Annotated in this window: 17 protein-coding genes and 1 riboswitch; of the genes, 11 read left to right on the top strand and 6 right to left on the bottom strand. The window is 65.5% G+C overall.

The features are described 5' to 3' along the window. Positions 1–88: 88 nt before the first annotated feature. From gcvP to thpD, 9 genes are all read left to right on the top strand, one after another. Complete coding sequence (gene gcvP / locus CXR29_RS01740; protein WP_127363704.1) at positions 89–3,022, top strand: aminomethyl-transferring glycine dehydrogenase; 2,934 nt, start codon at positions 89–91, stop codon at positions 3,020–3,022. Next, positions 3,022–4,284, top strand: coding sequence for an aminomethyl transferase family protein (locus tag CXR29_RS01745; RefSeq protein WP_127363705.1), 1,263 nt, complete (start codon positions 3,022–3,024; stop codon positions 4,282–4,284). The genes gcvP and CXR29_RS01745 overlap by 1 nt, the downstream gene beginning before the upstream one ends. A gap of 113 nt (positions 4,285–4,397) precedes the next feature. Further along, positions 4,398–4,796, top strand: coding sequence for a glycine cleavage system protein GcvH (gene gcvH / locus CXR29_RS01750; RefSeq protein WP_025778548.1), 399 nt, complete (start codon positions 4,398–4,400; stop codon positions 4,794–4,796). 232 nt (positions 4,797–5,028) lie between these two features. Then, on the top strand, positions 5,029–6,513 hold the full coding sequence (locus CXR29_RS01755; RefSeq protein WP_127363706.1) for an L-serine ammonia-lyase: 1,485 nt from the start codon (positions 5,029–5,031) through the stop codon (positions 6,511–6,513). Between the two features lie 516 nt (positions 6,514–7,029). Then, positions 7,030–7,524, top strand: a complete 495-nt coding sequence (gene ectA, locus CXR29_RS01760) for a diaminobutyrate acetyltransferase (RefSeq protein ID WP_025778552.1) — start codon at positions 7,030–7,032, stop codon at positions 7,522–7,524. 162 nt (positions 7,525–7,686) lie between these two features. Next, positions 7,687–8,991 (top strand): diaminobutyrate--2-oxoglutarate transaminase, encoded by a 1,305-nt coding sequence (ectB, locus tag CXR29_RS01765; RefSeq protein WP_101554807.1) that lies wholly within the window; start codon positions 7,687–7,689, stop codon positions 8,989–8,991. 171 nt (positions 8,992–9,162) lie between these two features. After that, positions 9,163–9,570, top strand: coding sequence for an ectoine synthase (locus CXR29_RS01770; protein WP_101554808.1), 408 nt, complete (start codon positions 9,163–9,165; stop codon positions 9,568–9,570). Positions 9,571–9,834: 264 nt separating this feature from the next. Continuing rightward, positions 9,835–10,548, top strand: coding sequence for a hypothetical protein (locus tag CXR29_RS01775; RefSeq protein ID WP_127363707.1), 714 nt, complete (start codon positions 9,835–9,837; stop codon positions 10,546–10,548). A 204-nt stretch (positions 10,549–10,752) separates the two neighbouring features. Continuing rightward, entirely contained in the window at positions 10,753–11,661 is a 909-nt protein-coding gene (gene thpD, locus CXR29_RS01780; RefSeq protein WP_101554834.1) for an ectoine hydroxylase, read from the top strand. Between the two features lie 141 nt (positions 11,662–11,802). Here thpD and CXR29_RS01785 read toward each other — a convergent pair whose 3' ends face one another. Beyond that, entirely contained in the window at positions 11,803–13,296 is a 1,494-nt protein-coding gene (locus tag CXR29_RS01785) for an alanine/glycine:cation symporter family protein (RefSeq protein WP_101554810.1), read from the bottom strand. A 340-nt stretch (positions 13,297–13,636) separates the two neighbouring features. Here CXR29_RS01785 and CXR29_RS01790 point away from each other — a divergent pair, with 340 nt between their 5' ends. Continuing rightward, the gene (locus CXR29_RS01790) at positions 13,637–14,497 is read left to right on the top strand and encodes a glycerophosphodiester phosphodiesterase (RefSeq protein ID WP_101554811.1); all 861 of its coding nucleotides are present in this window, start codon (positions 13,637–13,639) and stop codon (positions 14,495–14,497) included. Positions 14,498–14,521: 24 nt separating this feature from the next. On the opposite strand, the gene CXR29_RS01795 is transcribed toward CXR29_RS01790, so the two are convergent. Then, a complete protein-coding gene (locus CXR29_RS01795) occupies positions 14,522–14,983 on the bottom strand; it encodes a pyridoxamine 5'-phosphate oxidase family protein (RefSeq protein ID WP_127363708.1) in 462 nt (153 codons plus the stop codon). Positions 14,984–15,172: 189 nt separating this feature from the next. Here CXR29_RS01795 and CXR29_RS01800 point away from each other — a divergent pair, with 189 nt between their 5' ends. Beyond that, on the top strand, positions 15,173–17,644 hold the full coding sequence (locus CXR29_RS01800) for a thioredoxin domain-containing protein (RefSeq protein WP_127363709.1): 2,472 nt from the start codon (positions 15,173–15,175) through the stop codon (positions 17,642–17,644). Positions 17,645–17,654: 10 nt separating this feature from the next. Here the strand turns inward: CXR29_RS01800 and CXR29_RS01805 are convergent, their stop codons facing one another. From CXR29_RS01805 to CXR29_RS01820, 4 genes are all read right to left on the bottom strand, one after another. Beyond that, on the bottom strand, positions 17,655–19,400 hold the full coding sequence (locus CXR29_RS01805) for an ABC-ATPase domain-containing protein (protein WP_127363710.1): 1,746 nt from the start codon (positions 19,398–19,400) through the stop codon (positions 17,655–17,657). A gap of 31 nt (positions 19,401–19,431) precedes the next feature. Continuing rightward, a complete protein-coding gene (locus tag CXR29_RS01810) occupies positions 19,432–20,223 on the bottom strand; it encodes an amidohydrolase family protein (protein ID WP_127363711.1) in 792 nt (263 codons plus the stop codon). Between the two features lie 98 nt (positions 20,224–20,321). Further along, positions 20,322–22,145, bottom strand: a complete 1,824-nt coding sequence (gene thiC, locus CXR29_RS01815; protein WP_127363712.1) for a phosphomethylpyrimidine synthase ThiC — start codon at positions 22,143–22,145, stop codon at positions 20,322–20,324. Further along, a riboswitch (TPP riboswitch) is annotated at positions 22,141–22,249 on the bottom strand. It overlaps the preceding gene by 5 nt. A gap of 74 nt (positions 22,250–22,323) precedes the next feature. Further along, the gene (locus tag CXR29_RS01820; RefSeq protein WP_127363713.1) at positions 22,324–23,628 is read right to left on the bottom strand and encodes a M18 family aminopeptidase; all 1,305 of its coding nucleotides are present in this window, start codon (positions 23,626–23,628) and stop codon (positions 22,324–22,326) included. Positions 23,629–23,678 lie beyond the last annotated feature (50 nt).

Below are 23,678 nucleotides of genomic sequence, written 5' to 3' on the forward strand. Positions count from 1 at the left end.
GGACTCCGGTCCGACAGATCGGGGAGGACACTCAGCGATCGCTGCGTCCTCCAATTCGGTGGGCGCGACACCGACCCTAGGACGGCAATTGACCAGTTCACTCGCCCATACGACGCAGGCAACAGGGGACACCGCGCGCCCCTTCTCCGACCGCCACATCGGCCCCCGCGCCGATGACGCCCAGGCCATGCTCGCCGAACTCGGCTATGACTCCCTCGAAGCACTCTCGAGCGCCGCCGTCCCCGAATCCATCCAGAACGAAGAGCTCTACCTGCCCGCAGGCCGCTCCGAGTTCGACGTTCTCAACGACCTGCGCGAGCTCGCCGGTCAGAACGTCATGCGCACCCAGCTCATCGGTCAGGGCTACTACGACACGATCACCCCGGCAGTCATCCGCCGCAACCTGGTCGAGAACCCCGCCTGGTACACCGCCTACACGCCGTACCAGCCCGAGATCTCCCAGGGCCGCCTCGAAGCGCTGCTGAACTTCCAGCAGGTCGTCCAGGACCTCACCGGCCTCGACATCGCCAACGCCTCCCTCCTCGATGAGGCCACCGCCGTCGCCGAGGCGGTCCTGCTGATGCGTCGCGCCGTGAAGAAGGGGACAACCGTCGTCCTCGACTCCGAACTCCACCCGCAGACCATCGCCGTCGTCCGTGCCCGCGCCAAGGCCATGGACTTCCGCGTCGCCGTTGCCGACCTCGCCGAAGGCCTCGTCGGCGAAGACATCTTCGGCATCGTCTGCGCCCAGCCCGGCACCACCGGCGCCATCCGCGACTTCACCGAAGCCGTCGACGGCGCGCATGACCGCGGCGCACTCGTGACCTTCGACGCCGACCTGCTCGCACTGACCCTGCTCAAGGACTGCGCCTCCCAGGGTGCGGACATCGCCGTCGGCTCGGCACAGCGCTTCGGTGTGCCCCTGTTCTTCGGCGGCCCCCACGCCGGCTTCATGGCCGTGAAGTCCGGACTCCAGCGCCAGCTGCCCGGCCGCCTCGTCGGAGTGTCGAAGGACGCCCAGGGCAAGCCCGGCTACCGCCTGGCCCTGCAGACCCGCGAACAGCACATCCGCCGCCAGAAGGCGACATCGAACATCTGCACCGCGCAGGCGCTGCTGGCCAACGTCGCCTCCATGTACGCCGTCTACCACGGCCCGGTCGGCCTGACCCGCATCGCCTCCCGCATCCACCGCCTGGCCCACGCCTTTGCGAAGGCCGCGGACACCGCCCCTGGTGCCGAGGTGGTCACCTGGGATTTCTTCGACACCGTGGCACTTCGGGTCGCCGATGCCGAAGCCGCCCGCTACGTCGCCGACCAGGCCGGATTCAACATCCGTGTCATCGACGACTCGACCGTCGGCGTCTCCTTCGGCGAGCCCCACACCGTGGCCGACGCCAACGGCCTGCTCGAAGCCCTCGGCATCCTTGCCCGGGTCGACGCGGACGACTTCGAATCCGCCTCGGCGGGGACCTTCGGAGCCAACGCGGTGCCCGAGCCCGCATTTGATGCGAAGTTCCACCGGGACACCGAATTCCTCACCCACCCCGTCTTCAGCGCTCATGGCTCCGAGACCTCGATGATGCGCTACCTGCGCACACTGGCCGACCGGGACCTCGCACTCGACCGGACGATGATTCCGCTGGGCTCGTGCACGATGAAGCTCAACGCCGCCGCCGAGATGGAACCCATCACCTGGCCGGAATTCGCCTCCATCCACCCCTTCGCCCCGGCCGACCAGACCCAGGGCTGGCGCGCACTCATCGGCCGCCTCGAGGACTCGCTGACCGAGGTCACCGGCTACGACCGAGTGTCCCTGCAGCCCAACGCCGGCTCGCAGGGTGAGCTGGCCGGACTGCTCGCCATCCGCGCTTATCACGTGGCCAACGGCGACGATGCCCGCACCGTCGTGCTCATCCCGCAGTCCGCTCACGGCACGAACGCCGCCTCCGCAGTGCTCGCCGGACTCCAGGTCCAGGTCGTCGGCACCGCCGACGACGGCTCCGTGGACATGGACGACCTCGATGCGAAGATCGCCAAGCACGAAGGCACAATCGCCGGCATCATGATCACCTACCCGTCGACCCACGGTGTGTTCGAACCGCAGATCCGGGAGGTCTGCGACAAGGTGCACGCCGCCGGCGGCCAGGTCTACGTCGACGGTGCGAACCTCAACGCCATGGTCGGACTCGCCAAGCCCGGCGAATTCGGCGGCGACGTCTCCCACCTCAACCTGCACAAGACCTTCTGCATCCCCCACGGAGGAGGCGGCCCCGGAGTCGGCCCCGTCGCGGTGCGCGAACACCTCGCCCCGTACCTGCCCGGCGATGCCACGCTGCCGGAACTCGTCGCCGGCGACCCGGAGGCCAAGGAACTGCCGATCTCCGCATCGATGTTCGGCTCCGCCGGAGTCCTGCCCATCAGCTTCGCCTACCTCGAACTCATGGGCGCCGTTGGACTGCGCGAAGCCTCGCGGGCCGCCCTGCTGGGCGCGAACTACCTGGCGAAGAAGCTCGGCGACGTCTTCCCCATCCTCTACTCGGGTGAGAACGGACTCGTCGGCCACGAGACGATCCTCGACCTCCGCGCGATCACCGCGGCGACGGGAGTCACCGCAGAAGATGTCTGCAAGCGGCTGATCGACTTCGGCTTCCACGCCCCGACCCTGGCCTTCCCGGTGCCCGGCACCCTCATGGTCGAACCCACCGAGTCCGAGGACAAGGACGAGCTCGACCGCTTCATCGAAGCCATGCGCGCCATCCGTGCCGAGATCGACGAGATCGGCAAGTCGTACGCATACGAAGAGTCGCCGCTGGCGCTTGCGCCGCACCCGGCGACCGTGGTGATGGACGACTGGGATGGCAAATACAGCCGCGAGACCGCGGTGTTCCCCGTTCCCGGACTGCGCCTGACGAAGTACTTCCCGCCGGTCAGCCGTATCGACGGAGCCTACGGCGACCGCAACCTGGTGTGCTCCTGCCCGCCGCCAGAGGCCTTCGAAGAGTTCGAGGAAGAGGACAACTGATGACTGATCAGACTGCCAACGCCCCCAAAGAGACTCCACTGCACAGCGTCCACGCTGACCTCGGCGCATCCTTCACCGACTTCGGCGGCTGGGACATGCCGCTGAAGTACGGTTCGGAACTCGCTGAACACCGTGCCGTGCGCGAGGCCGCAGGCCTGTTCGACCTCTCCCATATGGGTGAGGTGCGCATCAGCGGAGCCGATGCCGCCGCCTTCCTTGACTACGCGCTCGTCGCGAAGTACTCGACGATGAAGATCGGCAAAGCCAAGTACGGTGTCATCGTCAACGAGGCCGGCGGACTCCTCGATGACCTGATCACCTACCGCATCGGCGACGAAGAGTTCTTCATCGTCCCCAATGCCTCGAACACGCCTGCCGTGGTTACGGCGCTGACCGAGCGTCTGCAGCACTTCCTGCAGGCCGTGGCACCCGGATCGGATGTGCGCCTGACCGACGAATCCGGCGACACCGCGCTCATCGCCGTGCAGGGACCGAACTCGGAAGCCATCATCCTGCGCGCCCTCGACGACTCCGCCAACGGCGAATTCGGACCCCGCACCGGCGCCGGTGACGTGGCAAAGGCCCAGGTCACGGACGAGGCCAACGGGGGAGCCACCTCGGCGGGGGATGAGACGATCACCATCGGTGAGGCAGTGCGCGAGCTGAAGTACTACGCGTGGATGCCGCTGACGATCGCCGGGATCGACCTCATGCTCGCCCGCACCGGATACACCGGCGAGGACGGATTCGAGCTCTACCTGCCGAGCCGCGGCGCCGCCCGCCTGTGGGAGACGCTCGTGACCGCCGGAGCCGACTACGGGCTCGTGCCCTGCGGTCTGGCCGCGCGCGATTCGCTGCGCCTGGAAGCGGGAATGCCGCTCTACGGCAACGAACTCGACCAGAACACCACCCCGTTCGATGCAGGACTGGGACGGATGATCGGGTTCAAGACGAAGGACGATTTCTTCGCCCGCGAGAAGCTTGCCGAACTCGGTCAGACCGAACCTCCGCGCGTGCTCGTCGGCCTGACCTCGGAAGGACGCCGCGCCGCCCGTTCGGGAGCAGCCGTGTCCGTCGACGGCACCGAAGTCGGCACCGTCACCTCCGGTCAGCCCGCACCGACGCTCGGCCACCCGATCGCGCTGGCCTACATCGACCGGGATCGCGCCGAGGTGGGCACCGCCGTAACCGTCGACATCCGCGGCAAGGCCCACGACTTCACCGTCACCGCCCTGCCGTTCTACAAACGCCAGGCCGACTGAAGCTCTCACCCACAATTCATCCCAGGTGGGGTCGGTGACTCGTACACTGGTCTCACCTGGCACAACAACGTCGTGATCGCCGCTTCCGGCGGCGGTCGCAGTAAGGAAGACACATGGCACAGCTGCCCCCGCTCCCACAGAACTTCACCTACTCCGCCGAGCACGAATGGGTCGACGGCGCCGCCGATGAACTCGTCGGCAAGACCGTCAAGGTCGGCATCACCGCGGTTGCCGCCGATGCCCTCGGCGAGGTCGTCTACGTCGACCTGCCCGAGGTCGGCGACACCATCACCGCAGGTGAGACCTGCGGCGAGGTCGAATCCACGAAGTCCGTGTCCGATCTCTACACCCCGGTGACCGGCGAGGTCGTCACCATCAACGAGGCGGCCGTGGACTCACCCGGACTGCTCAACTCCGACCCCTACGGCGAGGGTTGGCTGTTCGAGGTCGCCGTGACCGAGGTCGGCGAAGTCATGGACGCCGCCGCCTACGCCGAGGCGAACTCTCTCTGAGACTCGTTGTGAGGCTCGCATGAGTCTCACCCGTCCCGGTGTGGACAGCCCTGCGGGGCTGCCTAACGGGACAGCCTTTCGAGGCGGATCCTCCGGGTGGAGGATGCAAACCCTGAAGCGGGGTCGGTCGAGGTCGGTGCCGACGCATTGTCGGCACCGGCTCGCCCTGCACGTGAGTGCACGGCTGTTCGGTCGGCCCCGTCGTCATCTCATCAGAAACGAAGTGATTGCCATGCCATTGAGTGTCTTCGACCTCTTCACGGTCGGCATCGGACCGTCGAGCTCCCACACCGTCGGGCCGATGCGTGCCGGCGCGAGCTTCATCGACCTCCTCGGCGAAACGCTTGGATCCGTGGCGGATCTGCGCGTCGACGTATTCGGTTCCCTGGCCGCCACCGGAGCCGGTCACGGAACCTTCGACGCCATCCTCATCGGTCTCGAAGGCTGCCGCCCTGACCTCATCGAAGCCAACGAACTCACCGCCCGGCGGACACGGATGTCCGAGACCGGGACGATCATCCTCGGCGACTCGACCGGCAATGGCGTCGAACTCAAGTTCACCGAGGATGACATGGTCAAACGCCCCCTGACCGTCTTGCCGCGCCACACGAACGCCATGACCGTAACCGCCTACGACGCCGCGGGGGAGACCCTCGCTGAGGAGACCTACTACTCCGTGGGCGGCGGATTCGTGACCTCGGAGACCGAGTTCCTCGACAAGGAGAAGACCGCCGAGGCTGGCGCCGGCGGGGGCGGCGACGGCGGCAGCGATGTCGAGTTCGCGGTCGCGGATTCTGTCGTCGATGCCGAACTCGAGTCCTACGACGACGAGCTGCCCTATCCTTTCCATTCAGGTGTCGAACTGCTGCAACGCTGCCGCGAGAACGACCTGTCGATCGCGGAGATCATGCACGCCAACGAACTGTCGATGCGTGACGAGGACGAGATCCGGCACGGCCTGCTCCACATCTACTCGGTGATGGAGGAATGCGCTTCGGCGTCCCTGGACCGGTCCGGTTATCTGCCCGGAGGGCTCAAGGTGCGTCGCCGCGCACACGACTGGTACCTCAAACTCAAGGCCGAGGACCCCGACCGGGACCCCGGCTACCACCTCGAATGGGTCAACCTCATCGCAATGGCCGTGAACGAGGAGAACGCCTCGGGCGGCCGCGTCGTCACTGCACCCACCAACGGGGCGGCCGGCATCATCCCCGCCGTGCTGCACTATGCGCTCAACTACGTTCCAGCGGTGGTGGAAGGCGGCGAGTCCGCGAAGCACCGGGCCATCGTCGACTTCCTGCTCACCGCGGCGGCCATCGGCGTCCTGTACAAGGAGCGGGCGTCGATCTCCGGCGCCGAGGTGGGCTGTCAGGGTGAGGTCGGATCCGCCTCGTCGATGGCCGCCGGGGGACTGGCCGCCGTGATGGGCGGGACGCCCGAGCAGGTGGAGAACGCCGCCGAGATCGCGATGGAGCACAACCTCGGCCTGACCTGCGATCCGATCTCCGGACTCGTGCAGGTGCCGTGCATCGAACGCAATGCGATCGCCGCCGGCAAGGCCATCAACGCCTCCCGCATGGCACTGTGGGGCGACGGCCAGCACCGGGTCAGCCTCGACGAGGTGATCGAGACGATGCGCCAGACCGGGGCGGACATGTCCTCGAAGTACAAGGAGACGGCGATGGGCGGCCTCGCCGTCAACGTCGTCGAGTGCTGAGGCGGGTGCGTCTTGGGGTGTGGGGCTGGCACCTGGGACGAGGGGCTGAGGCTGCCTGCCCATAGACAAGCCCACAGCCAATAGGTCGCTATCGGATACTTTCAACGCTGAAAAGTATCCGATAGCGACCTTTGTTTGGGTGCAGGCATCCGATAGCGACCACATTTCGAACTGCCCATCGCACTGCCGAGGCGACCTGATCTCCGAAACCAACGCGAAGCCGCTCACAGAGCCTCGGATGCCCTGCGGACCAACAGGCCTCCTTGCTGTCCCAATTCGGGTGAAGTGACATGGAACACGTGGAACCCTTGTTTCAACTCCGCGCAAATGTAACGAAACGATAACGAACCTCTGGCGCGGTATGAGCGCGAAGAAGCGCCCCGACGCATCCCAGAGATGCCATGGGGAAAGTCGGGTCTGTTACATGTCGGCAGGCCGGGGGCAGCGTTGTGAAAGTGGCCCGGAATCGACAGTTTCGAGGTTGACGCTCATTCTCATCCCGCTAGGTTTGTTGGCGTGATTAACGCACTCGCTGAACCGAAGACGCAAATCGACGTCCGGACTCCTGAGCTGGAGGACGGGCAACATCTATGGCGGCTCGCGAAAGACACAGCCGTGCTCGATCTGAACTCCTCGTACTCGTACCTGCTGTGGTGCCGTGACTTCGCGGACACCTCGGTGATCGCACGGATCGGCGGAGAGCCCGCCGGCTTCGTCACCGGCTACACCCGTCCGGAGAATCCGGACACCCTGATGATCTGGCAGGTCGCCGTCGACGAGAACTTCCGCGGACACGGACTCGCATCGACCATGCTCAACGAGCTGGCCGACCGCACCGGTGCTCTGAGGATGGAGACGACGATCACCGATGACAATGCGGCGTCCAACCGTCTGTTCCAGACGTTCGCGGAGAAGCGCGGGGCCGGTTTCGACCGTCGCCCGCTGTTCACCCCGGACCTCTACCCGGACGGCCACGACACCGAGTACCTCTACGAGATCGCACCCCTGTAACGAGCCCCACCCCGGCGCCGCGCGGACCCCTGCTGCAAGGGAGCGGACGCGCCAGGTGCCAGGAGGCGGAAGAGATCGCCCGCAATAAGCGGCGGCGGTCACCGCCTCGGCGACTGCATCCGATGCAGACGCACAACTTTGGAAGTCGAAAGGACTCAAGTCATGACTGAAAGCGCCAAGCCCACACCAACTGACAAGCCCGACATCTTCGAAACTCGCGAATCAGCGGTTCGCAGCTACTGCCGTTCCTGGCCGGCCACCTTCGCCCGGTCGCAGGGCGCCAAGCAGTGGGACGAAGACGGCAACGAATACCTCGACTTCTTCTCCGGTGCCGGTGCACTCAACTACGGCCACAACAACCCGGCCGTGATCAACCCGCTGATCGAATACCTGCAGTCGGGTGCCGTGCTGCACTCGATGGACATGAAGACCCCGGCCAAGCGTGAGTTCCTGCAGACCTTCCAGGACCTCATCCTCAAGCCGCGCGGACTCGACTACTCCGTCATGTTCCCCGGGCCGACGGGCACCAACACCGTCGAGGCGGCTCTCAAGCTCGCCCGCAAGGTGACCGGACGTCAGCACGTGCTCTCGTTCACCAACGCCTTCCACGGCATGACGCTGGGCTCGCTGTCGGTGACCGGCAACTCGATGAAGCGCGAAGGCGCCGGAATCCCGCTGACCAACAGCTCGAAGATTCCCTACGACGACTACTTCGACGGCGAGGTGCCCGACTTCCTGTGGCTGGAGAAGGTCCTCGCGGACTCCGGCTCGGGTGTCGACAAGCCTGCCGCTGTCATCGTCGAGACCGTGCAGGGCGAGGGCGGGCTCCGTGCCGCACGTGCCGAATGGCTGCGCGCTCTGTCCGACCTGTGCAAGAAGCACGACATCCTCCTCATCGTCGATGACGTGCAGGCCGGCTGCGGCCGAACCGGTTCGTTCTTCAGCTTCGAAGAAGCCGGCATCGAGCCCGACATCGTCTGCCTGTCGAAGTCGATCTCCGGTTCGGGTCTGCCGTTGGCACTGACCCTGTTCCGCCCCGAGCTCGACGTCTGGGAGCCCGGCGAGCACAACGGCACCTTCCGCGGAAACAACCCCGCGTTCGTCACTGCCACCGCCGCCATCAAGACCTTCTGGGCCGACAACGAGTTCCAGAACCAGCTTGCCGACACCATCGCCGCTCTGCACCAGCGCCTCGACGGAATCGTCGAGAAGGCCGAAGGCGCATCGATCCGCGGACGCGGCCTGCTGGCCGGGCTGTGCTTCGAGGACCTCGAGGTGGCCGAGAAGGTTGCCGCCTACGCCTTCGACAACGGTCTCCTGCTCGAGACCTCGGGTGCCGATGACGAAGTCATCAAGATCATGCCGCCGCTGACGATCGACTCGCGCGATCTGCAGGCGGGTCTGGACATCATCGAGGCCGGAGTGGCCAAATTCGCTCCCGCCGCAACCACGGCCGCGCTGGCCTGACCCACCTCTGCCGGGCCGGCGTCGCAGCTGTGGCGCCGGCCCGAGCTGTGGGCGGAATCGAGCTCACTGGTTCGATCGTCCACCCGGGCCGACGGGAGCCGTTGAAATGAGACGGACTTTCGCGGCCCACCCCCTGAACACTTTCACCGACCTTTTGCGAAAGGACCACAGATGTACGTAGTCAACCGCGATGACCTCAACGACACCGATCGCGATGTGAAGTCCGAGACCTGGCGCTCACGCCGCATGGTGCTCGGCAAGGAGCGCGTTGGATTCTCGTTCCACGACACCGTGATCTACGCCGGAACCACCTCGACGTTCCACTACCAGAACCACGTCGAAGCCGTGTACTGCGTGCAGGGCAAGGGAACGCTGACCGATCTGGAGACCGGCAAGGAATACCCGCTCCACGACGGCGTCATGTACCTGCTCGACGGAAACGAGAAGCACACCGTCGTGGCCGAGGAAGAGCTGCGCATGGCCTGCGTGTTCAACCCGCCGGTCACCGGCCGTGAGGTTCACGACGAGAACGGCGTGTACCCGCTCATCGTCGAGGATGAAGCCGCACCCGCGAACTGATCGAGGTTCAGTCGAAGACTGGATCGGCGGAAGCTGACTGAGTTTCACTCGCCGAGGCGGCCCGAGCATTGCGCTCGGGCCGCCTTTTCGCGTGTGGTTGAGGCTTCCGGGTGAACGGCACCGTTGAGCGGGGGCCGGATGGACTGCAGGTGTGGTAATCTTCGGCCATACAACTTTCAAGTTCGTGACTTCTCGTTGCCGATTACACATTCGTTGACTCCGACTCAGGCATCCTCTTCCATCCCATCTTCAGTTGGAGCCTCCATGAAGTTCCTCAAGCGCGCCCTTGTGGCGTCCGTTGCTGCTCTTGCTCTCGCCGTCGGTCCCGCCGTCTCCGCCGAGGCGGCGAGTTCATCATTCGACGTTACAAAGCTCTGGGGAGACAGCGTCGTTGTGTCCGACTGGAACTGCAAATATACAAACGTCTACATGAAGCATAAGAAGTCCAGGATTGATGACTGGGACGTTGACACTGATATCCGGGGTCGTCACGGCTGGGCCGATACGGCGTGGTTCTCGGACTACAGCGGCTCCAAGAAGGACCGGATCATGATCTGCCCATCGTCAGATGGCCTGGGTAAGTACACCCTCGGACCTTCAGAAGTCAGGGCCTATTACTACGGTGGCTCAAGCTATAACAGCTACGGCGAAGTCGAGCGTGCCGACTACACCAAGGGCTCTTTCTACGTCCGCGGCAAGTCCTACGCTTCGCTTTCTGCAAAGCGCAGCGGCAGCACGGTCACGCTGACCTCGTCGTCGAAGGTCTACCACCCGGAGCGCTACGGGAAGATCAAGTACAGCCCGAAGGTGAAGTTCCAGGTCAAGTCCGGCAGCAAATGGAAGACGCTGAAGACGGTCTCCGCGAAGAAGGGCAAGGCCACCTACAAAGTGAAGTCGAAGAGCAAGAAGTACTACCGTGTCACCTTCAGCCAGGTCAGCTGGGCAACCGGAGCGACCTCGAAGTCGGTCAAACGCTGACCTCCAAAGAATGACCGGCACCTTTGGAGGCGATTCATCTCTGTTGGATCGCACCGAGGGTGCCGGTCTCTCTGTCCTGGTTCTGACCGGGGTACCGGGGACGATGTCTTCCTGTTACGGTGGCCGCACAACCCGATCTGCGGGGCCGATGAGCAGTTACGCCACCGGCCCGGCAGACGGCACATAGCGAAGGAAGGAGAAATGATGACAGCAGTATCAGCTGCGACCGCAACCACAGATCTCTATCCGACTCGCTCCGGTGAGACCACAGAGGTTCTCCCGCGCACGGGTCCGATCGTCTTCGGCTCTCCCGAAGACGGCCCCCTCGAGGCGGCTGATCTCAAGCACTTCGAGGACACGGGCTATCTGACGATCGATCAGCTCATCACAAGCGAAGAGCTCACACTCTTCACCGACGAGCTTCAAAGGCTTTCGCGTGACCCGGAAGTGAAGGCCGATGAGCGTACCGTCGTCGAAGCCGAGTCCGACGAGGTCCGGTCGATATTCGACATCCATCGCACCAATGAGATCTTCAGAAAGATCGCGAACGATCCGCGCCTCGTCGACCGTGCACGTCAGATCCTCGGAACCGATGTCTATATTCATCAGAGCCGGATCAACTACAAACCGGGATTCGTGGGCAAAGAGTTCTCCTGGCATTCGGACTTCGAGACCTGGCATGCTGAGGACGGAATGCCCACTCCGCGCGCGGTGAGTCTTTCGCTGTCGCTGACGGACAACTACTCATTCAACGGCCCGCTGATGATCATGCCCGGTTCGCACAAGCGCTACATCAGCTGCGTGGGAGGCACTCCCGAGGACAACTATCGGAAGTCACTTATCATGCAGGGTGCGGGCACCCCGGATCGTCAGACTCTCAGTGACTTCGCCGACGAATACGGCATCGACGTGCTCGAAGGAGCGGCCGGCGGAGCGATCATGTTCGACTCCAACTGTATGCATGCGTCGAACGGCAACGTCACTCCGTTCTCGCGCTCGAATATCTTCATCGTGTACAACTCGGTGGAGAACACGTGTGTGGAACCGTTCGCAGCGCCGAAACCGCGTCCGGAGTTCGTCGGCAGCACGGACTTCACTCCTGCCGGCCGCTGACGACTCACGCGCACACCGGATTTCCCGATGAGGTGAGCGCACCAGCACAGTGGGGCCCGGCACCGTCGAGATGGTGCCGGGCCCCACAGTCGTGTGCGCGGTGTGCACCGACAACGTCGCTCGCTGTCGGAGAGCACCCTGTCACTGTCCGTCTTCGCGAACCTTCTTCCCGCGGTCCTGCCAGAACTTTGCGGTGGTCACCTCGTCGGTGCCGTCCCAGGCGTCGACATCGGTGTTGATGCGCTTGAACGTGGGCAGATCGCCGCGGTGGAAGACGGGTTCGAAGCCGGCTCGACGCTGCTGCTGATAGTTCTTCAGCAGCGAGAACACCAGCGGCGAGAGCATCAGCAGAGCGAAGAGGTTGATGAGCGCCATGATCGCCATGAAGATGTCCGCGGCAGTCCAGACCAGGTCGAGCGCCGCGATCGCACCGATGAATACCGAGACCATGACGATGACCTGATACACCCGCAACGCGGCGCGGTTCGTCGTCAGATGCTCGATGTTCGCTTCGCCGTAGTAGTAGTTGCCGAGGATCGACGAGAACGCGAAGAGGAAGATCGCGAAAGTGAGGAAGTGGATCGCCCACTGCCCGAGCTGACCGCTCAGAGCCGTCTGTGTGAGCTGGATGCCCTCGGCAGAGCTGCCGTACTCCGGGTTCGACAGCAGGATGATGAACGCGGTGATCGAGCAGACGAGGATCGTATCGAAGTACACGCCCAGCGCCTGCACGAAGCCCTGCTTGGCCGGGTGCGACGCCGATGCGGTGGCTGCCGCGTTCGGGACCGAACCGATACCGGCCTCGTTGGAGAACAGACCGCGCTGCACACCGATGAGCATGATCGAACCCAACGTGCCGCCGGCGAGCGAATGCATGCTGAACGCGTCAGCGAAGATCGTCGCGATCATCGACGGAACGGCACCGATGTTCATCGCCACGACGATGATGCCGACGATGAGGTAGAGACCGGCCATGATCGGCACCAGATAAGCCGAGATGTTCGAGATGCGCTTGGCACCGCCGGCGAAGATCGCGAATGCGGCGACGGCGATGATGGCACCGGCGACCGCGGCGAAGACGCCGTCCGAATTCTCGACTCCGAAGGATGCGCCGACGGCGTCGACGATGGAGTTCGACTGCACGGAGTTGAACACGACGCCGTAGGTGATGGCGACGATGACGGCGAAGAGCAATCCGAGCCACTTCATGTTCAGCCCGTGCTTGATGTAATAGGCGGGGCCGCCGCGGAAGTTCGGGCCGTCCTTGAGTTTGTACAGCTGGCCGAGGGCGGACTCGGCGAAGGCCGTGGCCCCGCCGACGATGGCCGTCAGCCACATCCAGAACATCGCCCCCGGACCGCCGAGCGAGATCGCCAATGCGACACCGGCGATGTTCGCCGTCCCCACTCGCGAGGCCGCGGAGATCGAGAAGGCGCGGAACGGCGAGATGTTCCGGTTGCCCTCGGAATCCCGTCCGCCCGGCTCCGTCAAGGTGCGGAGCATCTCGGGCAGCAGGCGGATCTGCACCACTCCCGTGCGGATCGTGAAATACAGACCAGTGGGGATGAGAACAGCTACAAGGATGTATGACGATACGGTGCTGACACTGTCGAATGCACTCTGGAGCATCTCCATTGAACTGCGCCTCCTTCGGCAATCGTGCTGGAGAGGATCGGAGGTGCGGAAAGCGAGAACTCCGTCCGGGGTTATCCCCAGTCTGCCACCCCACCCCCTGCCGGTGTGGCATCGGCCCCTGCTGTGAGTGATGCCGGTGGTTCGCAGCCGAGTCAGCATCGGCTCAGGCGACGGCCAGTGCCGACACCGGCAGGATTCATGTCCCGTCCACTCGCGCATCACCCGGGCCTTGCTCGGGCCGCCTAGTCTGGGCGGCCTAGTACTCATCGTTCGGTCGCCTAAGCAGCAGTTGGATCCGGTGCCCGAACGCCACCCGCAGTCTCCGTGGAGGAGTTCTGAAATGCCCATCACCCTCGCCACCCCCACGTCCGATCCCTCGCCCAGAGATCTCAGCACCGGCATCGCCGACACCGTGATCGATCCTGCCCGCGTTCGGGTTCCGCCCCTGGTCATCGCACACCGAGGTGCGTCCGCCGAGTGGCCGGAGAACACGATCCCCGCGTTCATCGCCGGCATCGACCAGGGCGCAGACATGATCGAAGCCGACGTCCACATGAGTGCCGACGGCGAGCTCGTGATCATGCACGACACCACCGTCGATCGCACGACCGACGCCCGCACCCTGTACCCGAATCGCGAAGACCGCAGAATCGCCGGCATGAATGCCGCCCAGATCGCCACGCTCGATGCCGGAAGCTGGAAGGGTGAGGAGTTCGCAGGTGTCCGGGTGCCCCGCCTCGCCGAGGTGCTCACCCTCGCCCACGACACCCGCACCGGCCTGCTGCTCGAGGTCAAGCATCCCGAGGTCTATCCCGGAATCGCCGAGGCGGTCCTGTCCGCCCTGCGCGCCGTGCCGAATTACCTCGAGCGGGCTTTGGCCGCCGGCATGCTCGTCGTCCAGTCCGCGAACTGGGCATTCGTCGCCGAATTCCACGCGCTCGCCCCGGAGATCCCGGTCGGTGTGCTCGGGCGTCCGTGCCCGGACGAACTCCAGGACTTCGCCGACTGGGTCGACCAGGTCAACCCGGAATTCTGTGCCGCCGACGAGGACTTCCTCACCGCCATCCACGAGCTCGGAATGACGAGTCTGGTGTGGACCGTCGACGACATCGGCGAGATGGAACGGGCCATCGATGTCGGCGCCGATGGCATCATCACCAACGCCCCCGACCGCCTCGTCGAGGTCGTCGAAGCACTCTGATCGACGAGGAACCGGTCGACGGGGTCACTCGTGCGGTGCGCGTGCCACGTCGCGCAGCGCTGACTTCCACGTCGCGGGATCGGTCACGGGGAAGCTCCTGCCGGTGACCTCCTCGGCGAGGATCCGGACGAAATGATTCTTCGTCCCGGCCTGCAGCGGGGAGACGTCGAGGGAGACGGTGTCGCGCAGTTCGTCGGGAGCCTTGATCTCCTTCGCATCGCCTTTGACGACGACGCTGAATGCGGTCTGCCCGTCGAGGCCGTCGAGGCCGTCGATTTCGAAGGCGACGCGAGGATGGCTCCGGACGGCGTCGATCTTCGTGCCATCGCCGGTGCGGATGACGAGTGCGGAATGTTCGACGGTGAAGGTCACCGGGAAGATCTCCGGGGCACCATCGACGATGACAGCCAGGCGACCGACGGAGGCGGATCGCAGGAGGTCCCAGCAGTCCGTGGCGTCGAGCGTCCAGGGTGATTCGGCGTTCATTGTCGTTCTCCTGTCTCCCAGCGGCGGGCACCGGGATCGGTTCCCTCTCCACTGAGTTCTACATAGTGTAGAAGAGGGTCGGATGCGAGGGAAGGGCTGATCGAGGACCGGACGATGCGGTCTCAGAAGTCGACCTCGCACGTGACAGTCGACCTCGCGCGTGATCGCTCGAAGTGAGACGCTGGGGACATGCCGAACGAACTCGCCGACTCGACCAGCCCCTACCTGCGCGCGCACGCGGACAATCCCGTGGACTGGCGGATGTGGACGAAGGACACCCTCGCCGAGGCGGCCCGCCGTGACGTCCCCCTCCTCATCTCGATCGGATACTCCACCTGCCACTGGTGCCACGTCATGGCGCACGAATCCTTCGAGGACGAAGCAGTCGCGACGCTGATGAACGACCGGTTCGTGCCCGTGAAGATCGACCGCGAGGAACTGCCGGACATCGACGCCTATTACATGAACGCGCTGCAGGCGATGACCGGACAGGGCGGCTGGCCGATGACGATCTTCGCCACACCTGCCGGCAGCCCCTTCTACGCCGGCACCTATTTCCCGCCCGCGCCGCGAGGAAACCTGCCCGCATTCACGCAGGTGCTCTCGGCCGTATCGGCGACCTGGACGGACCGCCGCGACGAAGTCAACCAGATGACGTCCCGGATGGACCGCGGGTTGGCCGAAATGGCCGATGCCGTGACGAGTGCTCTTCCCGCCGAGGCAACCGCGGAGTCATTGACCCCGGATGAACTCGATTCCGCCGCCGCGGCGCTCCTCGATTCCTACGATCCGGCCTGGGGCGGGTTCGGCGGTGCCCCGAAGTTCCCGCCGATGATGAACGTCCTCCAGCTCCTCGCGGCGTTCGTGCGCTTGGGCGGGACCGCCTCGGCGGGTGAGGGATCCGGCGACGGTGCTTCGGCGCGCCCGGGAACCGGTGGGACCGCCTCGGCGAACGAGGGAGGGGACGGGGAGCACCCGATGGATCGGGTCCGGGCCGAAGGACGGCTCGGCTGGCTCGGCGCCGACGGGCACCTGACCGGTGAGCTCGTCCTCGACTGCCTCATCGCCGTGCGCTCGACCTTGGCCAGAATCGCCTCCGGCGGCATGCGCGACCAGGTGCGCGGCGGGATCGCCCGCTACAGCGTCGACCGGCAGTGGTTCGTGCCGCACTTTGAGAAGATGCTCTACGACAATGCCCTCTACCTGCGTGCCGTCGTCGCCTGGGCGAAGGTCGAACGCGCCCTGGACCCGAGGTCGAAATGGCTCGCCCTGGCCGAACGGGAAATCGCCGATACTGCGAACTTCCTGATCAGCGACCTGTCGACCGATGACGGGTTCATCGCCGCGCTCGACGCGGATTCGCTCAACCCGGCGGGAGTCTCCGAAGAGGGCGCGGCGTATGTCTTCACTCCCGAAGAATTCGCTGAAGCCGGGCAGGCCGGTCTGCTCGGGCTCGTCGATTCGCCGGCCGGAGGCGAGCTGTCCGGCCAGGTCGTCGCGGCCGTGCGCATCATCGACTGGCTCGGCATGGAGGACGTGCCCTTCGACGCCGAACACCCCGCGCCCTGGGACATCGAGGCGACGAGACGTCAGCGCGAGGTGCTCGAGCAGCTGCGCGCTCGCCGGTCCCAGCCGGCCCGTGATGAGAAGATCATCACCGAATGGAATTCCCTAGCCGTCACCGCCCTCGCCGAGGCGGCCCTGTACTCCGGTGCGGGCGCTGAGTCCGACGGTGGTGCCGATTCGGCGGTTGGTGCGGAGTCGACCGGTGGTGCGATCACAGGGAACGCCGGATCCGCCGATTCGGCGCGATGGGCAGAAACCGCCGTGCGGTTCTGGACGGCGATGGACGAACGAATCAAGCGGGCAGGAGCGAGCGCCGGTTCGGCGGAGCCTGCCGAACCGATGGAGCAGACTGGCTCGGCCTCGTTCGATGTGCGGCGCAGCTTCACCGGCGGAGTCGCCGGCCCCGGGCGGGGCGGGCTCGCCGATTGGGCGCAGACGATCACCGCTGGGATCACGGTCGGGCAGCTGTCCGGCGGGGCCGCCTTGGTGAAGGTGGGGGATCTGGTCGACCTCGCGGCGACGATGCTCGACCTCTTCACCGCCGAACGCGGGGACGGGGTCCTCGAGGCGGTCGATTCGCTCGGCGACGGGATCATCGATGTGAAGTCGGCGGACCCCGTCGACAACACCGTGCCGTCTGGACGATCGGCGGCCGCCGAGGCGGTGCTGCTGCTCGCCGAGCTCGGCGTCGACGCTGCCACGTCCGGTGGTCCCGAATCCGGTGCGACGTCTAGTGCGGCAGAGTCGTCAGGTGAGGCGGCCGCGCTGGATACCGGACGGCTGTTGGAAGTGAGGGATCGGCTGCTCGGGGTCTATCGGGCATTGGCCGGGCAGGCGCCGCGCGGGTGCGGGCACGCGCTGTGGCAGGCCGAGCGGGCGCTGTCGCCCGTGCGGGTCGCCACCGGCGACGAGGCGCTGCGGACCATCGCTGCCCGGCATCCAGCGGTCACTCTGCTCACCGCTTCGACCGGGGTGCCCGGACCGGACGGTCGGGAGGTCGCCGTCCCCGCGGGGACGGCGATCGTGTGCCGAGGGACCTCCTGCTCACTGCCGGTGGGTACAAACGCCGAGCTGGTTGGACTGTTGGATAGGTAGGTCGCGCTCGTCAGCGTTCGAGGTTCAACCCGCGGTAGCGGTTGAGAGCGGCGGCGATCTCCTGCCGGCGCGGCCGGGTCAGGTGGCCCGGATGGTCGCGGTGGCCCGTGATTCCGTCGAGGCCTTCGGCATCGAGCATGTCCTCGATCTCGGCCAACGCCTCGGTCAGTGAGGTGCGTCCGTCGAAGATCTCCGCGAGGTATTCGAGGGCTTCGGCCACGCCCGCCGCCTGCTGCGTGTCGATGAGTTGAGCGATGGCGATGAGGTCGATGAATTCGCGGCCGAACTGGATCCGATCGGATCCCTTCGCTCGGGCGGTCTTCGTCTTCGACGACGGTCGCAGCGCCTTCGCCGTCGGCACACGCGGTGCGGCGGTGAAAGCGGGGGCAGCTGGGGAGTCTGAACCGGAGTCAGGGCTGAGGTCGGTGGCGGTGACTCCGACGAGGTCGTGTGCCTGGTTCGTGGCTTCGCGGGGGACATAGGCGTCGAGGGCGACGACGTGGTCGGCGACTTCGAAGAACGCGCTCGATCCGCCGGCGACGAGCACCGTGGATACGCCCTGCTCGGTCAGCAGAGGACGGACGCGGTCGACGAACGGGGTGATCGGTTCCCGTTCGGCGGGGATGAGCGCGCGCATGCGTTCGTCGCGGATCATGAAGTTCGTCGCCGAGGTGTCCTCGTCGATGAGCAGGGTGCGTGCACCCGCCTCGATCGCTTCGACGAGGTTGGCCGCCTGCGAGGTCGATCCGCTGGCGTTCGTGGTGGAGAAGGATCTCGTGTCAGTGCCCGAGGGTAGGTTGTTGATGAACGCCGAGATGTCGTCGCCGGTCACGGCGCGACCGTCCTCGGCTCGGATGGAGGTGGCAGTCGGGTCGCTGATGACCCATTCGCGCCCGTCGCCGGCGATATGCGGGTAGACGCCGCGTTCGAGCGCGCGCAGAATCGTCGACTTCCCGTGATAGCCGCCTCCGACGATGACGGTGACCCCGCGGGGAATGCCCATGCCGGTGACGCTGTGGCCGCTGGAGAGATCGACCGTGTGTTCGAGTTCGGGAGGGGAGGTGAAGGCCACCGCATCGGAGGATGTCATCGGCAGGTCCGAATCCCCGGATTTCCGCGGCAGAATCGCCCCGTTGCCGATGAACCCGATGAGTCCGGCCTCGCCGAGGCGGCTGCGCAGTTCCAGCTGATCCCGGTGCAGCTGGACGTGGTCGGCGAGCCCGTGGGCCGATGGGGCGGGAGTGTTCCCTCCCCTGCCTGCCGGGGCGTCCGACCAGCGGTCGAAGAGGAAGAGTCGTTCGGCGAATTCGGGCAGATCGCGAGTGAGGATGTCGGCGGCCTGGTGGCCTAGGATGCGGCGGCCGCGGGCCGGAAGGTTGACGAGCAGACGTGCCTCGAGCCCGGCGTCGTCGATGAGGATGTTCGTCCGTTCGAGGATCTCCTGCCCGGGGCGGCCGAGGATGAGTGCCCGCTGATCGAGCTTCGCGAGTACTTCGTTGCCGGCACGGAGAAGGTAGTCGGCCGCCGCGATGCGATCGGCGTGCTCGGTGGTGAGCTCAAGCGGAACCTTCGCATCGGCACGATCGACACGGACCCGGACCTTCGACGGGGAGGCGAACGGATCGGCTTGGACCCGATCGATGAACACGGTGACCGGTCCGAAGGTGTAGCGGCCGCGGATCTGTTTGAGATTGCCGTAGCTGCGACCGTCGAGGGTGTGCAGAGTGGAGGCGAGATTCGACTGACGTGAACTCATCTCACTCATGCTACTGGGCGGAGATGAACGTCTACTCAGCGGATGACGGTTCGAGGCCGTAGAACCTCGCCGCATTCGACCAGAACACGGCGTCCGCCTCGGTGGGGGTGAGCACCTGGCGGAGGAGGGCGAAATCAGCATCGGCGAAGGGGCGACGCGCCCGCGTCGACGGCAGATCCGTGCCCACCATGAGCGCGGTCGGGTCGGTGTCGACGATGCGACGGACCGCCTCGGCGGGGTTGAGTTCCACGCGACCGAAACCGGTGGCTTTGACCTTCACCCCGGCCTCGACGAGGCGCAGCAGGGTGGGCAGTCCGTCCTCGTGCATGCCCAGGTGGTCGATGCTCACCGCCGGCAGTGCGGCGATGCGTGCGGCGAGGTCGGCGTCGATGGTGCGGGCGTCGATATAGAGCTCGGCATGCCATCCGACGAGGTCATGGACCCGGCGGGCGAAGCTGTCGAGGGCATCGAGAGTGGCCGAACCACCGCGGGCGATATTGAAGCGCAGCGCCTTGATGCCGGCCTCGTCGAGGCGGCGGATCTGATCATCGGTGGTCTCATCCGGCAGCTGGGTGACACCGACATAGCTGTCGCCGAGCTGGCCCAGCGCCTCGACGAGGTACCCCTGGTCGAAGCCCTGGAACGAGCCAGAGACGACGGCACCTCCGGCGACGTCGACTCCGACCTCGGGCAGGCTCTGCAGCCTCGCGCGGTAGTCGGCGACCGTGAATGGGTCGGGCAGATAGCCGTTGTTCTCGATGACCGGATGGGTCGGATCGATGATGTGCAGATGCGCGTCGAAGGCACGCTGGAGTTCGCTCATGCCGTCAACCTACATCGCCTCCGCAACGCTCGGTCACGGCGTGGCGCGTCTGTCGAATCGTGCACACTGCGATAGACGCGCCACGCCCTGAACGACGGTCAGTCCGCCTTGAGGCCGACGGTCGGATCGGGCAGGTAGACCTCTCCGCCCGAGGCGAGGAATTCGCGGCTCTTCTGCTGCATTCCCGCCAGGGCCTCCTGAGCTTCGGCGCTGCCGTAGGTGTCGCGGATGTCCTGGGAGATGCGCATCGAGCAGAACTTCGGCCCGCACATGGAACAGAAGTGCGCGGTCTTCGCCGGTTCGGCCGGCAGGGTCTCGTCGTGGAACGCCTCAGCAGTCTCCGGATCGAGGCCGAGGGCGAACTGGTCTCGCCACCGGAACTCGAACCGAGCCTTCGACAGCGCATCGTCGCGGGCCGTCGCACCGGGGTGGCCCTTCGCGACATCGGCGGCATGCGCGGCGATCTTGTACGTGATCACTCCGGTCTTGACGTCGTCGCGGTCGGGCAGGCCCAGATGCTCCTTCGGAGTGACGTAGCAGAGCATCGCCGTGCCGTAGCGGGCGATCTCGGTCGCCCCGATCGCCGAGGTGATGTGGTCGTATCCGGGTGCGATGTCCGTGACCAGCGGACCCAAGGTGTAGAACGGTGCGCCGTGGCAGAGCTCCTGCTGGCGTTCGACGTTCTCCCGCACGAGGTGGAGGGGAATATGCCCGGGGCCTTCGACCATCACCTGGACGTCGTGGGCCCACGCGCGTTCGGTGAGTTCGGCCAGTGTGTCGAGTTCGGCGAACTGGGCGGCATCGTTGGCATCAGCGATGGACCCTGGTCGCAGTCCGTCGCCGAGTGAGAACGCGACATCGTATTGGGCGAAGATCTCACAGAGTTCGTCGAAGTGGGTGTAGAGGAAGTTCTCCTCGTGGTGGGCAAGGCACCAGCCGGCCATGATGGACCCGCCGCGGGAGACCATCCCGGTGACCCGGTCGGCCGTGAGGGGAACGTAGCGCAGCAGCACACCGGCGTGGACGGTCATGTAGTCGACACCCTGCTCGCACTGTTCGATGACCGTGTCGCGATAGATCTCCCAGGTCAGCGCGTTCGCATCACCGTCGACCTTCTCCAGCGCCTGATAGATCGGGACGGTGCCGATGGGGATGGGGGAGTTGCGGATGATCCATTCTCGGGTGGTGTGGATGTCATTGCCGGTCGACAGGTCCATGAGGGTGTCGGCACCCCACTTCGCGGCCCACCGCAGCTTCTGCACCTCCTCGGCGATGGAGCTGGTGACCGCGGAATTGCCGATGTTCGCGTTGATCTTGACGAGGAACGCCTTGCCGATGATCATCGGCTCGGATTCGGGGTGGTTGATGTTGTTCGGGATGATCGCCCGACCGGCGGCGAGCTCGGCACGCACGAGCTCGACATCGCACTGCTCGCGGAGTGCGACGAACCGCATCTCCGGGGTGATGATGCCCTGCCTTGCGTAGTGCATCTGGGTGACCGTGCGGCCGGTCTTGGCCCGACGCGGAACCGGTTTGCGTCCCTTCCACTGCTGTGACGGGGCCCCTCGGCGGACGGCGGCACGACCGTCATCGGCGATGCGGTGGCCGCGGGCGTCATACGTTTCGGTGTCGAGACGGTTCTCGATCCACGGAAATCGCAGAGCGGGCAGTCCCTCTTCCGGAATGCTGCCCGGTCCGACGGTGCGGTAGACGTCGACGGGATCGTTGGCCCGGCCGTTCGAGTCCTCGAGTTCGATGCGGGTCACGGGAACGCGGATGCCGTGGTCCGTGTCGTCGACCCATGCCGGCGAATGCGTCGGATACTGCTCGAGGGTGAACTGGTCGTCCGCCGCTGCGGCAGACGAAACCGCGTCAGGCGAAGCTGTGGCAGGGGTAGGTGTTTCCGGGGTGAATGCAGTCATCTGCAGTCCTCACTTCCTACGCCGGTATCAACCGGATCAGGTTCTACGGTCTCGGACGATGCAGTCCGATCTCAGCCCGTGCAGAGGGCTCCCGTGGGGTCGTGTAATTCGTATCACGATTGTCGTGGTGAGGACAACCGCGGTGTCGGCGGAATCGAGTCCCGCCGGGGGTGCGAGGTCAGCTGCCCTGGAGGAATGCCTTCGCCACGGCACCGAGGGCGAGCACATCGGAGACCGCGACCATTTCGCGTGCCGAGTGCATCGAGTACAGGGCAGGACCGACGTCGACGGTGGTCATTCCCAGACGGGTCGCGGTCAGCGGTCCGATCGTCGAACCGCAGGGCATCGCATTGTTCGACACGAAATCCTGGTATTCGACTCCGGCGGCCGCGCACGCCTGCGACCACACCGCGGTGCCGACCGCATCCGTGGCGTAGCGCTGCTGAGCATTGAGCTTGAGCAGGGGACCGCCGCCGAGGCGGGGGCGCACATGCGGATCATGACGTTCCGGATAGTTCGGATGGGCAGCATGCCCGGCATCGGAGGAGACACACACCGAGGAGGCCATCGATGCGAGATAATCGCTGCGCGTCGACTGCGGCAGCAATGAGGCGACGATGCGCTCGGTGACATCGGCGAGGAACGGACCACACGCACCCGAACGCGAATTCGACCCGATCTCCTCATGATCGAAGGCCGCCAACAGGGGGATGCCGTCGAGCCTATCGGCATCGAGCTGGGTGAGCGCGGTGACACCGGCGTGGACGGACAGCAGGTTGTCCAGCCTCGGCGAGGCGAAGAATTCCTCGGCGGCACCGAAGAGGGCCGGCTCCTGAGTGGGAATGGTGTAGACGTCGTGACCGACGACAGTTTCGGCATCGACGCCGGCGGAGGCGGCGAGCAGTTCGATGATGTCGGCCTCAGCGAGATCGGCCAGACCGATGACAGGAGCGGTATGACGCTGCTTGTCCAAGGCCAGACCTTCATTGACCTGCCGGTCCAGGTGGATCGCCAGCTGCGGGATGCGGGCGATCGGTCCGGTGCGGGCGAGCACGATGCGGCCGTCGGCGAGGCCGAGACGACCGGCGAAGGCGAGCTCACGATCGAGCCACGAATTCAGCAGCGGCCCACCGTAGACCTCCACCCCGACCTGGCGGGTGCCCTCAGCGGTGTACTCGCCGCCGGGTTTGAGTTTGAACGCCGGGGAGTCGGTGTGGGAACCGAACACACGGAACCGGTCAGCCGCCTCGGTGACGGTGGGATTCATCCACGCGATGAGCGCGCCGTCGCGGATGACGTAGTGCCCGGTCCCGGGCGTCAGCGCCCAGGGGGCGGACTCGTCGAGGCGGGAGAATCCGGCCTCTTCCAGTTGTTTCGCGGCGGTGGCCACCGCGTGATAGGAGCTGGGGGAGGCGCTGACGAAGTCGCCGAGGTCGGCCGCTGTCGTCGCGGCCCGGTCCGGTCGCGGGAGTGATTCATTCATTTCCCCAGCCTATCGTTTGCGGTAGTTTGGAGGTGAAGAAGATCAGGTCT

The sequence above is a fragment of the Brevibacterium linens genome, from assembly GCF_003999335.1.
GTDB classification, from domain to species: Bacteria; Actinomycetota; Actinomycetes; order Actinomycetales; family Brevibacteriaceae; genus Brevibacterium; species Brevibacterium linens.

Excerpts from the sequence above, each read along its gene's own strand:
- gcvH (WP_025778548.1), top strand. The coding sequence starts at position 4,398 with ATGGCACAGCTGCCCCCGCTCCCACAGAACTTCACCTACTCCGCCGAG.
- CXR29_RS01810 (WP_127363711.1), bottom strand. The coding sequence starts at position 20,223 with ATGAGCGAACTCCAGCGTGCCTTCGACGCGCATCTGCACATCATCGAT.
- CXR29_RS01770 (WP_101554808.1), top strand. The coding sequence starts at position 9,163 with ATGTACGTAGTCAACCGCGATGACCTCAACGACACCGATCGCGATGTG.
- ectB (WP_101554807.1), top strand. The coding sequence starts at position 7,687 with ATGACTGAAAGCGCCAAGCCCACACCAACTGACAAGCCCGACATCTTC.
- CXR29_RS01805 (WP_127363710.1), bottom strand. The coding sequence starts at position 19,400 with ATGAGTTCACGTCAGTCGAATCTCGCCTCCACTCTGCACACCCTCGAC.
- CXR29_RS01785 (WP_101554810.1), bottom strand. The coding sequence starts at position 13,296 with ATGGAGATGCTCCAGAGTGCATTCGACAGTGTCAGCACCGTATCGTCA.
- thiC (WP_127363712.1), bottom strand. The coding sequence starts at position 22,145 with ATGACTGCATTCACCCCGGAAACACCTACCCCTGCCACAGCTTCGCCT.
- CXR29_RS01795 (WP_127363708.1), bottom strand. The coding sequence starts at position 14,983 with ATGAACGCCGAATCACCCTGGACGCTCGACGCCACGGACTGCTGGGAC.
- thpD (WP_101554834.1), top strand. The coding sequence starts at position 10,753 with ATGACAGCAGTATCAGCTGCGACCGCAACCACAGATCTCTATCCGACT.
- CXR29_RS01745 (WP_127363705.1), top strand. The coding sequence starts at position 3,022 with ATGACTGATCAGACTGCCAACGCCCCCAAAGAGACTCCACTGCACAGC.
- CXR29_RS01755 (WP_127363706.1), top strand. The coding sequence starts at position 5,029 with ATGCCATTGAGTGTCTTCGACCTCTTCACGGTCGGCATCGGACCGTCG.
- CXR29_RS01775 (WP_127363707.1), top strand. The coding sequence starts at position 9,835 with ATGAAGTTCCTCAAGCGCGCCCTTGTGGCGTCCGTTGCTGCTCTTGCT.
- CXR29_RS01790 (WP_101554811.1), top strand. The coding sequence starts at position 13,637 with ATGCCCATCACCCTCGCCACCCCCACGTCCGATCCCTCGCCCAGAGAT.
- CXR29_RS01800 (WP_127363709.1), top strand. The coding sequence starts at position 15,173 with ATGCCGAACGAACTCGCCGACTCGACCAGCCCCTACCTGCGCGCGCAC.
- CXR29_RS01820 (WP_127363713.1), bottom strand. The coding sequence starts at position 23,628 with ATGAATGAATCACTCCCGCGACCGGACCGGGCCGCGACGACAGCGGCC.